General features: G+C 75.0%; 10 protein-coding genes. All 10 read right to left on the minus strand.

Going from position 1 to position 15,167, the window contains the following annotated elements:
• Positions 1 to 101: 101 nt before the first annotated feature.
• On the minus strand, positions 102 to 2,036 hold the full coding sequence (asnB, locus tag AC067J_RS26770) for an asparagine synthase (glutamine-hydrolyzing) (RefSeq protein WP_478303297.1): 1,935 nt from the start codon (positions 2,034 to 2,036) through the stop codon (positions 102 to 104).
• A 3-nt stretch (positions 2,037 to 2,039) separates the two neighbouring features.
• Positions 2,040 to 3,569: a Wzz/FepE/Etk N-terminal domain-containing protein gene (locus AC067J_RS26775; RefSeq protein WP_478303299.1), complete on the minus strand. Its 1,530-nt coding sequence runs from the start codon at positions 3,567 to 3,569 to the stop codon at positions 2,040 to 2,042.
• Positions 3,566 to 4,942 carry a Wzz/FepE/Etk N-terminal domain-containing protein gene (locus AC067J_RS26780; RefSeq protein ID WP_478303301.1) on the minus strand — a complete coding sequence of 459 codons (1,377 nt, stop codon included), beginning with the start codon at positions 4,940 to 4,942 and terminating at the stop codon, positions 3,566 to 3,568. The genes AC067J_RS26775 and AC067J_RS26780 overlap by 4 nt, the downstream gene beginning before the upstream one ends.
• A complete protein-coding gene (locus AC067J_RS26785) occupies positions 4,939 to 6,204 on the minus strand; it encodes a glycosyltransferase family 4 protein (RefSeq protein ID WP_478303303.1) in 1,266 nt (421 codons plus the stop codon). Before AC067J_RS26785 ends, AC067J_RS26780 begins: the two co-directional genes overlap by 4 nt.
• Positions 6,194 to 7,510 carry a nucleotide sugar dehydrogenase gene (locus AC067J_RS26790; protein ID WP_478303304.1) on the minus strand — a complete coding sequence of 439 codons (1,317 nt, stop codon included), beginning with the start codon at positions 7,508 to 7,510 and terminating at the stop codon, positions 6,194 to 6,196. The genes AC067J_RS26785 and AC067J_RS26790 overlap by 11 nt, the downstream gene beginning before the upstream one ends.
• Before the next feature lie 73 nt (positions 7,511 to 7,583).
• The gene (locus AC067J_RS26795; RefSeq protein ID WP_478303504.1) at positions 7,584 to 9,068 is read right to left on the minus strand and encodes a sugar transferase; all 1,485 of its coding nucleotides are present in this window, start codon (positions 9,066 to 9,068) and stop codon (positions 7,584 to 7,586) included.
• Positions 9,069 to 9,756: 688 nt separating this feature from the next.
• Positions 9,757 to 9,915 carry a hypothetical protein gene (locus AC067J_RS26800; RefSeq protein WP_478303306.1) on the minus strand — a complete coding sequence of 53 codons (159 nt, stop codon included), beginning with the start codon at positions 9,913 to 9,915 and terminating at the stop codon, positions 9,757 to 9,759.
• Positions 9,916 to 9,970: 55 nt separating this feature from the next.
• The gene (locus AC067J_RS26805) at positions 9,971 to 11,020 is read right to left on the minus strand and encodes a T3SS effector HopA1 family protein (RefSeq protein WP_478303307.1); all 1,050 of its coding nucleotides are present in this window, start codon (positions 11,018 to 11,020) and stop codon (positions 9,971 to 9,973) included.
• On the minus strand, positions 11,017 to 12,231 hold the full coding sequence (gene lxmK / locus AC067J_RS26810; protein WP_478303309.1) for a class V lanthionine synthetase subunit LxmK: 1,215 nt from the start codon (positions 12,229 to 12,231) through the stop codon (positions 11,017 to 11,019). The genes AC067J_RS26805 and lxmK overlap by 4 nt, the downstream gene beginning before the upstream one ends.
• Positions 12,228 to 15,158: an insulinase family protein gene (locus AC067J_RS26815; protein ID WP_478303311.1), complete on the minus strand. Its 2,931-nt coding sequence runs from the start codon at positions 15,156 to 15,158 to the stop codon at positions 12,228 to 12,230. The genes lxmK and AC067J_RS26815 overlap by 4 nt, the downstream gene beginning before the upstream one ends.
• Positions 15,159 to 15,167 lie beyond the last annotated feature (9 nt).

A 15,167-nucleotide genomic window follows, 5' to 3' on the forward strand; every position in this document is an offset into this window, starting at 1 on the left:
TGGGTGCTGCGCCGTCGGGTGGGTGTTGAGCGGTCGAGTGGGTGCTGTGCCGTTGGGTGGGTGCTGTGCCGTCGGGTGGGTGTTGAGCCGTCGGGCGGGTGCTACGCCGTCGGGCGGGTGCCGTGGCCGGAGCCGGAGGTCGCGCCGCGGTACCAGTACTCCAGGGTCAGCACGTGCCACAGGTGCTTGGAGTAGTCCTGCTGCCCGGCGGCGTCCGCGGCGACGAGCCGCGCCAGCGCGTCGCGGCGCAGGAACCCGGAACCGACGAGCACGCCGTCGTTCACCACCTCGCGCACCAGCGGTGCCAGGTCCCGGCTCATCCAGGCCCGCAGCGGGGCGCTGAACAGGCCCTTGGGCCGGTACACGATCTCCCGGGGCAGGACCGAGGTGGCCGCCTCCTTGAGGACGGCCTTCCCCTGCCGTCCCACGATCTTGCGGTCGCCGGGCACCGCGAACGCCGCCCGCACCACCTCGACGTCCACGTACGGCACCCGCACCTCGGTCGACGCGGCCATGCTCGACCGGTCCGTGTACGCGAGGTTCAGGCCCGGCAGGAACATCCGGGCGTCCCCCAGGCACATGCGGTTGACGAAGTCGTCGAGGTCGTTGTCCTGGTAGGTGTCCGCGTGCTCGGTCAGCACGTCGTCGACGGTCCCGGCCAGGTCCGGGTCCAGCAGGGCCAGCAGCTCGTCCCGGTCGTACATGGTGTAGCTGCGCCGGAACGCGGTCTCCTCCGGCAGATCGGCGAAGGAGAGGAACCGCTTCGCGAACCGCACCGACCGGAACCCCCGGCTGGCGGTGGCGACCGGCAGCCGGTCCACGGCCGCGGACAGGCCGCGCCGCAGGGGCCGCGGGACGCGCTGGTAGCGCAGCGCGAGCCGGTTGGCCAGGTGCTTGCGGTAGCCGGCGAACAGCTCGTCGGCGCCCATCCCCGAGAGCATCACCTTGACCCCGGCCTCCCGGGCGGCCGAGCAGATCAGGAAGGTGTTGATCGCGGCGGGGTCGCCGATCGGCTCGTCCAGGTGGTACGTCATCCGCGGCAGCAGGTCGAGCACGTCCGGGGCGATCTCGATCTCGTGCAGGTCGACGCCGAACTGCTCGGCCACCTGCCGGGCGTAGCGCAGGTCGTCCGGCATCGCCTCGAACCGGGCGTCCTCGGCGCGGAACCCGATCGTGTAGGCGGAGATCCCGGGTCGGTCGCGGGCCGCCAGCGCGGTCAGGTAGCTGGAGTCCAGCCCGCCGGAGAGGAAGGTCGCCACGGGCACGTCCGAGAGCAGGTGGCGCCGGGTCGACTCCTCGACGATCGCCGCGATGTCCGGCAGCTCCCCGGCGAGGGCCCGCTCCCGGCCCTCGGCGGCGACGTCCCGCAGGTGCCAGAACCGGCCGCGGTCCACCCGGCCGTCGGGCCGGCAGCGGAGCCAGCTCCCCGGCGGCAGCTTCTCCGCCTCGCGGAACGCGCACCGCGAGTCCGGCACCCAGTAGTACAGCAGCGAGGCCACCATCGCCCCCGGGTCCACCTCCAGCGACCCGCCGGTGGCGGCGGCCAGCGCCTTGAGCTCGGAGGCGAACACCAGGCCCCCGCCCCGCCGGAGCAGGAACAGCGGCTTGATGCCGAGCTGGTCGCGGGCGAGCACCAGCTCGCCGGTCCGCTCGTCGAACACCCCGAACGCGAACATGCCGCGCAGCCGGGGCAGGCAGTCCGTGCCCCAGCGCCGCCAGGCCTCCAGCAGCACCTCCGTGTCGGAGGTGCCGCGGAACCGCACCCCGGCCGCCGCCAGTTCGGCACGCAGCTCGGGCGCGTTGTACAGCTCGCCGTTGTACGTCAGGACGAGGCCGTCCGAGACCATCGGCTGGGCGCCCGTCTCCGACAGGTCGACGATGGCCAGCCGCCGGTGCCCCAGGTGCACTTCGCCGTCACCGACGGGGTGGCCGTACCGGCCCGCCCCGTCGGGACCGCGGTGGGCGAGGGTCTCGGTGAGCAGGTCGGTCACGACCTTCCCGTCCGGCCATCGGTACGTACCCGCGATGCCACACATGTCCTACCGCACCTCCTGGTCACTGTCCGGGACCCTCGCGGTCCACATCGTCGTCAGTCCCGTCCGCCGCCGGCCCGTTCCGGTGTGCCGGGCCGGCCGCTCGTACCGGCCGCGCGTCGCGGTGCGCGGCCCCTCCCACAGCGTTCCGTCGGTCCGGTCGCGCGGATCCGGGTCGACCAGCACCACGCCGATCACCGCGATGCGCTGGTCGGCGAGCTGCCGCGCCACGGTGTGCAGCCACGCGGCGCTGCCGTGCCCGGCCCGCACCACGAGCACGGTCCGCGCGCCCAGGTACTGCAGGTCGGTCCACGCCGTGCCGGGTGCCACCGAGCCGACGCCGATCCGGCGCTCCTGGGCCGTCACGTCCGCGGCCCGCTCGCCGCGGACCACGGTCGGGCCGCCCTGCTTCGGGCGGCTCCTGTCGAGCTGCGGGCCGGGCAGGCCGTCGACGACGACCACCGGCCCCTCCTCCGCCAGCGCCGCGGCGAGGTCCAGGGCGATCGCGCTCGTCGTGCGCGCACAGCCCAGGTCCAGCAGCGACACCGCGTCCGCGGAGCCGCGCACGGTGCGCACCAGGGTCGTGGTGAGCCTGGCCCGCGCCGCCCGGGTCCGGCCGAACTGCCACCGCCCGACCGGCCGCCGGGGCACCGGCCGCAGCTCCGCGACGACCGAGGCGCCGAGGTTCGCCGCGATGTCCCGGCGCAGCACCGGGCGGTCCGCCACCACCGAGCCGATCGCGGCCACCGTGAGCCCGACGACGAGACCGAGGACGAGTCCGATCGCGGCGTCGGTGGCGGCCGTCGTGACCAGGGACAGCCGCACCGCGTGCGGGGCGTCCACGATCTGCGTGCCGGCGACGAGCCGTGGCGTGCCGACGTGAGCCTCCGCGGCGCGCCGGCTGAAGTCGGCGATCCGCGAAGTGAGTTCGGCCCGGCTGGCGTACAGCGCCTCCAGCTTCGCGGATGCCTTCGGCCCGCTCTGCTGCGGCGCGTCCCCGATCTCCTTGTTGACCTGGGTGAGCTCCTCCTGCATCCGGTCGCGCTGGGCGAGCAGGGACTTCGCCTCGGCGTCCGCGGTCTCCTCGATCCGCCGCACGTGGTCCGCGACGAACGCGTCGGCCAGTGCCTTGGCCCGCGCCACCGCCTCCTCCTCGCTGCTGCCCGTCACGGTGACCTGCAGCAGGTTGTTGGTCAGGCCGATGGCCCCGTACTCCAGCAGGAAGTCCTCCGGCCGTTCCGAGGACCCGAGGGCCTTCAGGGCCGCGCCGGCGATCCCCACCGTCTTCAGCAGGGCGGCGTCCGTGCGGATCAGCGTTCCGGGGTCGTTCGGCTGGTCCGCCTGGTGCGCGACCAGGACGGTGGTCACCGCGCTCGGCGGCGCCGGCCGCAGCACCGCCGCCGCCGAACCGGCCAGCAGCCCCAGCAGCGCCAGCAGGCACCAGAAGCGCCGCCGCCTGCGCACCGCGACCACCAGCGACTGCAGGTCCACCAGGGGAGCGGCCGCCGACGGCTCCGACGTCGTACTGGTCGTCACCCCGAGCCACTCCCCGTGTCCTCGGCGCCCACGAGCACCGGCACGGCACCCTCCGGACGACGGCCGGCGGACTGCTTCGAACGGGCCCGGACCGCCGCGGCGACGACGGTGCCGACGACCTCGTGCTCCGCGTCCGCACACGCCTCGGCGATGCCGGCGAGCTCCCCGTCGGTCCAGGTGCCCGCGCTGAGGAGGACCAGGGCACCGGACTCCTCCCCGCGGTCCGGCACCAGCGGCCGCGCCACCGGCACCCCCACCACCCGCAGCAGCGGATCGCCCCCCGCCTCGGCGACGAGCTGCCCGGCGGCCCGCCGGGCCGGCTCGTCACCGTCCGGGACGACGACCAGCAGCCTTCGCGGTGAAGGGAGTTGCTCGCGCAGGCGGGCGCACACCCGCCGGTAGCGGACCTGCCGGCTGGCCTCGTCGCCGGAGGCGTGCGGACTCGGCAGGTCCCACCGGACGTCGGTCCCCAGCAGCCGGCGGACCCGGGCCCGCGGGCCACCGTCCGCCGTCCGCCGCGCGGACCGGTCACCGGACACGTCGACGGTGCCGAGGAACGCCGAGCCCAGCACCGCGGCGATCTCCGGTCCGGTGCGCAGCCGGCGGCTCACCCGGGCCGCGCCGAGGTGGCCGACGACCCCCGACAGGAGGAACAGCAGCGCCCCGCCGACGACGAGCTGCGTCGCCGTCGGCGGCGCCTCGGAGGTCGGCCGGGCCGCCGCCCCCATGACGACCATGTCGGCCTTGCCGGCCGCCGGGTCGACCTGGTCCAGCTTGTTGACGGCCTCCTGCAGCGCGGTGCGCAGCTTCGCCAGCTCGGTGCGGGTCTGCACGCTCTCCACGGTCTGCCCCGGATCGGCCGCGTCGGCCAGGTCCGTGATGCGGCGGCTGGCCTGCGCCACCAGCTCCCGCAGCGCCTGCGGCTGCGTCGCCTCCGGCTCGGTGCCGTCGCCCGAGAGCCGCGCGGCGAACGCCACGAACTGCTGGGCCACCAGGTCGGAGAGCCGCTGCGCCTGCTCCGGGGTGTCGCCCGTCCCCGAGATCTTGATGATGTTCCCGTCGGCCGCCGCGGCGGCCACCCGCTCCCGCAGCTCGCCGACCCCGGGCGCCCCGCCGCCCCCGGACCGCGCCAGCTCGGCGGCCACCCGGTCGAGCACCACCGAACTGGTCGCGATCTGCGCCTGCGTCATCAGCTCGCGCTCCTGCCACGCCCCCGGCAGCAGGACCGAGGCCGAGGTCGTGTAGCGCGGCGGGAACAGCAGGGAACCGCCGTAGCCGACCAGCGCACCCACCACGGCGAGGACGGCGAGGAGCCGCCAGCGCCGTCGGAGGATCCGACCGATCGTGACCAGGCGTATCGCTTCGTCGCTCAACGGCGCGGCCTCTTCCCGGCCCGGCCCGGGCCGCCCGCCGACGCCGGGGCGCGGTCACGGCAGGCGGCGGCGTAGGCGGCGAGCAGCGAGCGCTGGGAGTTCCGCCAGGCGAGCGGCCCGTTGATCCGCTCCTGGCCGACCTTGCCCATCAGGGCCCGCTTCTCCGGGTCGTCCAGCAGCTCCGCGACGAGTTCGGCGAACCGGGCCTCGTCGTTCGCCGGCGCGTAGACGGCGGCGTCACCGGCGGAGACCCGCGCCTCCCGGAGGTCGAACGAGACGATCGGCCGGCCCATCACCATGTACTCCAGGACCTTGTTCATGGTCGACACGTCGTTGAGCGGATTGCGCGGGTCGGGGGAGAGGCACACGTCCGCGGTGGACAGGTACCGCACCAGGTCGGCGTCCGGGACGCGCCCGGTGAACTCCACCTGCTCCGAGAGCCCGAGCCGCCGGGACAGCTCCACCATCGCGTCGAAGGTGTCGCCGCCGCCGACGAACACCGCGTGCCAGTCGGTCCGCCCGCACTCGTCGCGCAGCTTCGCGAGCGCCCGCAGCGCGTAGTCGACGCCGTCCTGCGGCCCCATCACGCCGAGGTAGCACAGCAGATGGGGCTTGCCGCGCTTCAGCTCCGGCTCCGGCGGAACCGGCCGGAACCGCTCGGTGTCGGGCGCGCTGCGCACCACGAAGACGTCGTCCGGGCGCCGGCCGCCGCGGCGCAGCGCGACGTCCCGGTAGCTCTCGTTCGTGGCGAGCACGACGTCCGCGGCCCGGTAGGTCATCCGTTCCAGCGCGCACACGCCGCGGTAGAGCAGGTCCTCGCCGCGGTCGAACCGGGAGAGGTACAGCTCGGGCACCAGGTCGTGCTGGTCGAACACGAACCGGGCGCCGCGCCGCTTCAGCCACAGGGCCGGCAGGAACAGCAGGTCGGGCGGATTGCAGGCGTGGACCACGTCGACCGGGCCGACCCTGCGGGCCAGCCGGGCCGTGTGCCACAGCGCCGATCCGTACTCCCGCAGGTAGCCGGCCGGCCCCCCGGTGGCCGCGCGCAACGGGTAGCGGTGGATCCGCACCCCGTCGATCACCGCCTCCGGTTCCGTGTCCCGCTTGCTTCCCTGCGGGCAGATGACGTCCACCGTCCAGCCCGCGTCGCGGAGCGTCGTGCACTCCTGCCACACCCGCCGGTCGAACGGCACCGACAGGTTCTCCACCAGGATCAGCGCGCGACGTCCCCGCCCGTCGCCGCCCGTCGCGTCACCAGGCAAGGCCCACGTACCCCGGTTCGGCCCGGCGCGCCTCGGCGTCGGGGAGGTGGACGAGGTCGACGACCACCGGGCCGTCGCCGTGCGGCAACGCCGACAGGACGTCCGGGTCCCTGGTCCCGACCACGCACACCTCGGCGTGGTCGAGCACCTCGTCGACGGAGTCCGCGAGCAGCTGCGCGAGGTGCGGCAGCCTGGTCTCGATGTACTCGCGGTTCGCGCCGAGCAGCCGGGAGAGGTTCACGTTGGGGTCGTAGATCCGCAGGTCGTAGCCCTTGCCGAAGAGCCGCTCCGCCAGCTCGACGAGCGGGCTCTCGCGGAGGTCGTCGGTACCGGGCTTGAAGGACAGGCCGAACAGGCCCACCCGCCGCTTGCCGGTGCGCTCGACCAACTCCACCGCGCGCTGCAGGTGTTCGTGGTTGGAGGGCAGCACGTGGGAGAGGATGGGCACCGCGACGTCGGCCTGCCGCGCCGCGTGGACCAGGCTGCGCAGGTCCTTGGGCAGGCAGGAGCCGCCGAAGGCGAAGCCGGGCCGCAGGTAGGCGGGGCTGATGTTGAGCTTGCGGTCGGCCAGGAACACGTCGATCACCTGGTGCGAGTCCACCCCGAGCGCCCGGCACACCGCGCCCAGCTCGTTCGCGAAGCCGATCTTGAGGCCGTGGAACGCGTTGTCCGCGTACTTGATCGCCTCGGCCGTCGGGACCGGCACCCGGAACACCTCGCCGGGCAGTCCGTCGTACAGCGCCGCGACGACGTCGCCGCTCGCCGGGTCGAGTTCGCCGATGACCGTCTTCGGCGGGTCGAAGAAGTCCCGCACGCTCGTGCCCTCGCGCAGGAACTCCGGGTTGACCGCGACCCCGAAGTCCACCCCGGCCGTGCCGCCGGCGTACTTCTCCAGGATCGGCACCAGCAGGTTCAGACAGGTGCCCGGCAGCATGGTGCTGCGGAACACGACGGTCTGCCGCCCGCCCCGCTCGGCCACCGCGGCACCGATCTGCTCGGTGACCCGCTCCAGGTACGTCGTGCACAGGCTGCCGTTGGGCTCCGACGGCGTGCCCACGCAGACCAGTGACACGTCGCTGCCCAGGATCGCCTCGCGGACGTCGTCGGTGGCCCGCAACCTGCCGGCCCGCACGACCTCCGCGATCATCTCGCCGATCCGCTCCTCGACCACCGGGGCCTTGCCGTCGTTCACCAGGTCGACCTTGACCCGGTTCACGTCCACCCCGATGACCTCGTGGCCCAGGCTGGCCAGGCACGCGGCCGACACGCAGCCCACGTAGCCGAGCCCCAGGACACTGACCCTCATGACCCGTTCCTCCCCTCGGGCAGGCCCTGTCGGCCGGCCGTCCGCGCGTCGATCGGTCGACGCCCCCCACACATCAGTAGGCCCCCTGGCCGTGAAGCACCGCGCGCAGCGTCTTCCAGAGAATCACCGCGTCCAGGGCGAGCGACCAGTCCTCCACGTACCGAAGGTCCAGCCGGACCGCCTCCTCCCACGGCAGGTCGCTGCGTCCGCTGATCTGCCACAGGCCGGTGAGCCCGGGCTTGACGAGCAGCCGCCGCCGGATGTCCGGGCCGTACGCGGCGCACTCCTCCGGCAGCGGAGGCCGCGGACCGACCAGCGACATCGAGCCGGTGACCACGTTGAGGAGCTGCGGGAGCTCGTCGATCGAGTACCGGCGCAGCACCCCTCCCACCCGGGTGACCCGCGGATCCCGGCGGAGCTTGAACAGCAGGCCGGCGCCCTCGTTGCGGTCGGCCAGCTCGGCCCGCGCCCGGTCGGCGCCGGCGACCATGGTGCGGAACTTGTACAGCGTGAACTCCCGGCCGTCCTTGCCGACCCTGTGCTGCCGGTAGAACGCCCCGCCCGGACTGTCCATCAGCACGAGCAGTCCGACGAGCAGCATCAGCGGCGCGAACAGGATCAGCAGGGCGGTGGCGCCCAGCCGGTCCACGACCTCCTTGACCGCCCGGCGGCCCCCGGTGAAGGTCGGCATGCTGACCCGCAGCATCGGTATCCCGAGCACCGCGTCGACGTGCAGCCGCGGGCCGGCCACCTCCATCAGCACGGGGGCCACGACCATCTCGGCCTCGCCGCCTTCGAGGTTCCAGGCCAGCCGCTGCAGCCGGTCCGGTGACCAGTGCGGGTCCGGCGTGACCGCGACGACGCGGTAGCCGTCGCGGCGGACGTGGTTGGCGACGTCCGTCAGCCGGCCGACGACCGGCACTTCGTCCAGCCGGTCACGGTTGTGGCCGAGACCGTACGGCGTGCACACCGCCTCCACCCGCCAGCCGAGGTGCGGGAACTTGCGGGTCCGGGCGATCAGGTCCCTCAGGGTGGCCGGGCTCCCGGCGGCGAGCACCGGGCGCAGGCACCGTCCTTCCTTCCGCTGTTTGTGCAGCCAGAGGCGCAGCAGATACCGCTCGGTCATGGTGAAGAGCGTGATCGCGGGGATCGCGACGAAGATCCAGAGCTTGATGTTGTGCGAGGTGAGCGCTATCCCGCCGAGCGCCAGCACGACGGCGGCCATGAAAAGCGAGCGTCCGAGCCGGCGGAATTCCTCGGCGCCCTGACCGAGTACGGCCGGAGCCCACGACCGGGTCGTCGCGAGCGACCCCATCACCAGCAGCTCGGTGCAGAAGGCGAGAATTCCCCATTTCTCGTGCCAGTTGGCCGCGTCCCGAACTCCGAAGAATCGGCCTATCGCCGCCACCACGAAGGCGGTGGCCACCGTATCGCTGATGATCACGGCACGGCGGTACTGCTGCTCCCAGTCACTCTCGGGACGGCTGATTCTCCCGTTCATCCGGCGCCCCCGCGCCGGTAGAAACGGGCTGATTAATTCTCCCTCCCCCTGCTCCATGGCCCCCTCCAGGTCGGCAGTGGGTTCGACGTGTTCGCTCCACACGGTTCCTCCCCCCGGGAGGCTCTCACCTCCCGTACCGTTCCTCCCCTCGGGAGGCCCCGCCTCCCGTGCCGCGCTGTTCCCGCCTCCGGGAGGCCCCGCCTCCCCCCGAATGGCGAACCGCCCAATGCGGTGCTACGTGAACGTCCCGCCCGGGCGCCGGCAGCTGCGAATATCCCGCCGGAGTACCGAGGTGTACGGGAAACCTTCGACGGTTGCCCGCCATGGTCAAGGCCCCCGCTCGGGCGTCAGGAATTGATCACCTCCAGGTCTTCCGCCGGGGACGGGGCTGCCGGCCGTCCGCGGCGTCGGACCTGTGGATCACCTTGTGCCGCTCCGCGTCCGACTGTGCGAAGCGAAAGTCAATCTAGAGCATCGGGGCCATCAGAAGGGGGTGATGTGTGAAACGCGTGGTCGATATTTGGCGCTTCATCCGCCGGGTGGTGACCGCACGGGTTTTCTGGGAAGGAAAACGTGCGTTGTGACTCGTGGTGCGGGAGTTTCTCGGGTCCGGGGTGGCGCAGCCGGCTCTCGGCGCGGCTCCGGCGCGGCTCCGGTGCGGCTCCGGGGGCGGGTGTCGGCGCGAGTGTCGGCGTTGGTCCCGGAGCGGGTCCCGGCGCGGTTTCGGGTGCGCACGCAGGCTCGGTCAGTCGCGTCCCGGCGCGCCGGCCGCCCGCTGGAGCCCGTCGAGGATCAGGTCGAGTCCGAAGGCGAACTCGTCACCGTAGGAGTACCCCGGACGCAGGACGTGGGCGGTCGCGATCTCGGCCAGGTACGGGTACTCGCCCTCCTGGAAGCGGCTCATGATCGGTCCGCGGTGCGACCACGGTCCGGTGGCCGGTGGCCGGGGCCGCTCCTCCTCAGCGATCGTGGCTGTGGAGGGGGGCGGAGTCGGGGTTGCGGTAGGGGGCGGCGGGATCGATCCGGGCGAGCCGAAGGGCGGTCGCCGCCTCGCGGTGGACGGAAGCCGCGTCACCGCCCGGGCCGGTCGTGATCAGGGCCCGGGCCAGGACGGTGGCCCGGTGCTGGCCGAAACTGAGGTCCCGCATGCCGGGCCGCCCGTCGTCGGGTTCCCAGGCCGCTGCGACGCCGGGGGCGAGCCGGAGGGCGAAGTCGGAGGTGTCGGTGGCGAGGCCGGGCAGGCCGCGCAGGGCGGTGGCCAGGTCGTGGCAGGCGTTCCACGAGCCCGCGCCCAGGTAGACGACGAGGGCGTCGCGGCGTGGGTACTCCGAGTGCAGGGCGAGGACCTTGGCCCGGTACGCGGCTCCGGATCCCTCCAGTACGTCCAGTGCCGTCGACCAGGCCGACGGGGCGGCCGAGGGGGCGCTGAGATGGGCGTAGACCCGGAGCAGGGGCTTGCCGGGGTGCGGTTCCCGGGAGCCGAGGACGGAGAAGAAGCCCGGGGAGAGCGCGGGGCGGCACGACGCGAGCGTCACCCGGGCGGTACCGGGGGCCGGGGCGGTCCCGACGGCGGTCGCGGGGAGCCGTACCCGCACTCCCCCCAGCGAGACGAGCACCGGTGCGCCGGCCGGGGCGGAATCCCCGGCACGCTCCGGCCGTTCGGCCGCGCCGGGCCGTTCGCCCCCGTCGGGCCGTGTGTCCGCAGCGGACCGTTCGTTCCGTTCGAGCGTCCGGGCGAGCGGGACCTCGCGTTCGACATGACGGTGCGGCACGGCTCGCCGCAGCGCGTCGGAGAGGTCGGCGTCGTGGAGAGCGAGCTGCGCGGGCCCGGAACGGTGCTCGCGGCCTGCGTGGAACAGCTCGTACAGGGCGACGCCGAGTTCGCGTTCGAGCGCGGCGGGCGTCGCTGCCCGGAGGGCCCGGTCGCCGACGGTCGCGGAGGTGCGGTCCGGCGCGAGCGAGACGGTGTCGAGCAGCGCGGCCAGCGGCTCGGCGAGTTCCGTGGTCATACCTGTCCTCCGAGGCCGATGACGGGGGCGAAGCGGGCCGGTTCGAGCAGGGCGGTGCGCCCCACGCCGGCGGCGGCCCGCTCGATGCCGAGCAGACGGTTGCGTCGTGCCGCGGCTGCGAGGAGCCGGTCGATCGTGTGCCATCCGGCGAAGGCGGTGGCCCGTTCGGCCAGGCGGGGGTCGGCGTCGGGCCGCTCGGCCCGGTACCCGCTCCAGAACGCCCGAACCACGGGGCGGAGCCGGGCGAGGGCCTCGGCGCCCCGGCGCAGGACGTCGTCCCGGGTCAGACCGGTGTCGGGGAACTGCGCACAGTCCGTGCCGCCCGTGCCGCCCGTGCCGCCCGAGCCGCCCGTGTCGCCCGAGCCGTTCGAAGGGGAGCCGGGAGCACCGGGGCTGACGATGCCCGTCACCGATCGGTACAGGAACTCGCCCGCCAGGCTTCCGACGTCGCGAGCCGGGTCGGCGAGCCGGAACTCCTCCCAGTCGGCCGCCATGAGCCCGGTCGGGCTCCCGTCGGTGACGAGCAACTGGTCGAGGCGGAGATCGCAGTGGGCCGGCCCCCGGGGCGCGGTGCGTTCGGCGTCGAGCAGGGCGTCGATCGCGTCGAGCACGGACGCGTCGTTCTGCAGCAGCTGCCACGCCTGGAGTTCGGCGCCGCTCGCCCGCTCGTACACGGGCAGCGGCAGGCCTCGCAGCAGGTAGCCGGACGGCAGCGCGGGAGACCGGGTTTCGAGCCCGGCGCCGTCGCCGGCGGGGGCAGCGGCCCCGTGCAGCCGGGCGAGCGCGGCACCCGCGTTCCGGGCGGTCTCCTCGGCTCCGGGGCCGGTGTCGGTCAGGACGTCCCCGCCGCGCGCGTCGGCGAGGTACTCGAACGCCATCAGCCCGGCATCGGCGTCGTGGCCGAGGAACCGGGGGCCGCGCAGGTGGCCGGCCGGTGCGCGGACGCTGAACCGCTCGTAGCCGAGGGCCCGGTCGAGCCGTTGCCGGACGTCCTCCTCCGGGCCGGTGAGGCGTTTGACGAAGACGGCTGCTCCCGTGCTGGTGGACCCGGCCCAGGTGTCGTTGCGGCCCGGCAGGGCGACGACGGTGGAGCGGTCGTAGCGGCCGAGGCCGAGCCGGTCCAGTAGCTGCTCGACCTGCGGCACGCGGTCGAGGTCGACGGTCGCGAACCGGGCGGGTCGCGGCCGTTCCGGTGTCGGGGTGAGGGTCATGGGGTGCTCCGCGGTGGGTCTGCGTGGGTGTTCCGGAAGAGGACGCCGGAGAAGGCGGGTACGTCGAACAGGTCCCGTACGGCCTCGGCCACCTCCGTGTCGGAGACGGTCGCGAACGCGCGCGGCAGGTGGGCGAGCCCATCGGCGGAGTGCCCGAGGAGGCTCCAGGCGAGGAGTTGGTCGGCCAGGGCGTGCGAGGTGTCGAGCCGGGCGAGCTGGCCCGCGCAGAACACGCGGGCCGCGGCGATCTCCGCGGCCGTGGGCACCACCCGTCGCCCGCCCTGCCCGGCCGGCCCGCGGGCGAGCCGGGTGACGGCGCCCTCGGTGTTCTCCGGGCCGGCAGCGGTGACGACGGTGACCCGGGGCACCCCGAACCGGCCGTCCCGTCCGGCCACGGCCCGGATCGGTCCGGTCCGGCCCTGATCCGCGGTCAGCCGCGCGCCGGGGTGGCCGCCGACGAGCGCCACCGCCAGGTAGCGGGCGGCGGGGCCGGTGCGGGAGGCGGGTTCCCGGGCGCACAGCAGGGCGAAGGCGGGCCCCGGTCGGCGGACGACCAGCAGCTCCGGACCGGGCGGCCCCGATCGGGCGCCGTCACCGGACGCCGCCCTCCGCACCGCCCCGGTCTCCGCGCCCGTCCGGACTCCGGCCGCCGCCGGGGGAGGCAGGGTCAGGGCGGGGTGGGCCTCCGCGGTCACTTGGTCGGGGTCGAGGTCGCCGACCGCGATGAGGGTCGCGGAGACGAACGGGAGCGGCCGGTCCACCAGTGCCTCGATACCGGGCCGCAGGCCGGCCGGGGTGGTGGCCGGGCCGTGCAGGAGCCGGAGCGCGGCCCGGTCCAGCACCCAGGCGGGATCCTGGAGGGCGCGGCGGAACGCGGCCGCGCCCCGGCCCGCGCCGTCCCTCGCCTCGGCCGGCCGGACGGGTGCGTGCACCAGCCGGGCCAGCGCGTTCGGCCAGGACCGCCGGGTCGCCGCGGGGAGCCACCCGGTCAGGTGGACGCGCACGCCCTCGACCGAGGCCGTGCAGTCGCCGCCGAGCCGGGGGTCCCCGGCCCAGCGCCGGGCGAGCAGGTGCGCGACCGTGACCGCGGTGACGGCGTCATGGACGTCGCGAAGGGTCAGGCACAGCCGCACTTCCAGCAGTGGCGCGGCGGTGTCGCGGACGGCGGCCACCCGCGCCTCCCCGGGGCGGTCCGGCGCGGGCACCACCTCGCTGAACGCGCCGAACAGCGCGGATGCGTCCCGGGCCGGCCGGGGGAGTGCGGCGACCCGGGCGAAGCCCCTCCCGGGGCCGTCCCGTCCGGCCCGTCCCGCAGGCACCGCGGTGTCGGTGGCCGCCGTGCCCCGGTCCGGAGTCGTGCCGGTCGCGCCGGCCGAGCTGGTCGTGTCGGTCGCGCCGGTCGTGCCGGTGCCCGCCTCCGGGCCTGCCCGGTCGGCAGCCCCCGCGCCGGCCGGCGTCGGCCCGGAGCGCGGCCGGGAACCGCGGGGCCGTTCCGGGCCCGCATCCCCTCGGACGCCGCCGCCGCCGCCGACGCCGCCGCTCGGCTGCGCCGGCTCGACGTGCAGGACGGCCCGGTGCGAGGCCAGTAGCCCTGCGGCGGCCGAGACGACGTCCGCCGCGGGCACGGCCCGCAGCAGGTCGGGCAGCTCGTCGAGCAGTTCGGCCCGGCCGAAGAGCGTCTCGAACCGCCCCAGGCCACGGGCCCTGGCGGCCGGGGCATCGTGCGCGCGGCGGTGCTCCAGCGCGATGCGCTCGACGAGGCCGTCGAGGGCGAGGCCGTTCGGGCCGCCGTCCACGACGGAGGCGAGCGCCCGGTCCACGAGGGCGAGTGCTTCCCGCGGCGGTGCGCCGTGCGGGCGGCGGGCGACGACGACCAAGGCGTCGGGACCGGTCGTGTCGAGCGGCGCGAAGAACCCGCACCGCGCGTCGTCGATCCCCGGAGCCGGCCCGGCTGGTTCCGTCCGGCTGCCCGAGCCGGAGAGCCCGGCCCGGGCAGCCGGCCCGGCGGGCCCCGGCCCTCCCGCCGGTTCCGTCGTTGCGACCGGACCTGCCGCCCGGTCCTGCCCGAGCGGGCCGCCGCCCTCGCGGGAGGACAGCACCCGCGCCAGCAGCAGATGGGCGAGGTAGCCGCGCAGGTCCCCCGGCACCGGGGGGAGCCGGTACCCGACCGCCAAGGCGGCCGGCCCGCGGCCGGGCGGCACGCGGGTGACGACGCGGTCGGCGGCCGGCGGCGGCTCGTCGACGGCCGGCGGCGGAGGCACGGCGCGGGCGGGAATCCCCCCGAAGCAGTCCGCGACCAGGTCGGCGACGTCCGGGTCGAGCGGACCGGACAGGGTCAGCACCGCGTTGGCGGGCGCGTAGTGGCGGGCGAAGAAGTCCGAGCACTCCGCCACGGTGGTGCCGTCCAGCGTGCGGGCGTCGCCGTAGCCGTCCCGGGTGTTCGCCGGGAGGTCGAACAGGACGCCGGCGAGCAGGGGCCAGGGGAACCCGGGGCACGGGCCCCTGCCGTCGAACAGGTCCACCTCCTGCTGGATCACCCCCACTTCCCGCGCGATGCCGTCCGCCGTGAACCGGGGCGCCCGCATGCGGTCGGCCTCCGCGGCCAGCGCCTGCGGGAGCGAGCCGGCGGGGACACCGTGGAAGTAGTCCGTGTAGTCCTGGTGCGTGGTGGCGCCGGCCGTGCCTCCGCCGGCGTGCAGCGCGGCGAAGTAGGCGCCGCCGGGCCGGCTCCGGTCGTCCTGGAACATGAGGTGTTCCACCAGGTGGGCGAGGCCCGGTCGGTGCGAGGGGTCGGAGCGGAAACCCGCCCGGTAGTGCACGCAGACACCGACGGTGGCCCGGTCGGGCCGGAGGTCGGTGAGGAGGGTGAGACCGTTCGGCAGCGTCGTCCTGCCGAGGCCTGCCGGTGTCCCGGTCAACGGGCGCACGGGGGCTCC

It is taken from the genome of Kitasatospora sp. NPDC042419 (genome assembly GCF_056437345.1).